At 75.8% G+C, this 231-nt stretch carries 1 pseudogene; it reads left to right on the top strand.

The annotated features are described in order from the left end of the window. Positions 1–231: pseudogene (locus KVT14_RS21755) on the top strand (sensor histidine kinase); the annotation flags it as partial.

The raw sequence follows: 231 nt of genomic DNA, 5'->3' as shown, positions 1-231 counted from the left end.
CCTGGCGCTGGGGCGCACCGCGGGCATGTACGACGACCCCGCGGAGGGCTGGGTCGCGGTCCTCTGCGTGCTCGCGGTCACCGCGCACCTCGCGTGGCGCCGGCAGCGGCCCGCCGTGGTCGCGGTCGTGGTAGCGGCGGCGTTCGTCCTGATGGGCGAGCTGCGGGTCCCCGGGGCGCTGTTCGGGGACATCGCGCTGTTCATGGCGCTGTACACGGTCGGCGGGTGGGA

The sequence above is a fragment of the Cellulomonas sp. GbtcB1 genome (assembly GCF_019091725.1).
In the GTDB taxonomy this organism is placed as follows: Bacteria; Actinomycetota; Actinomycetes; order Actinomycetales; family Cellulomonadaceae; genus Cellulomonas.
The sequence above is the reverse complement of the archived record's forward strand: the minus strand, read 5'-3'. Positions and strand labels throughout refer to the sequence as shown.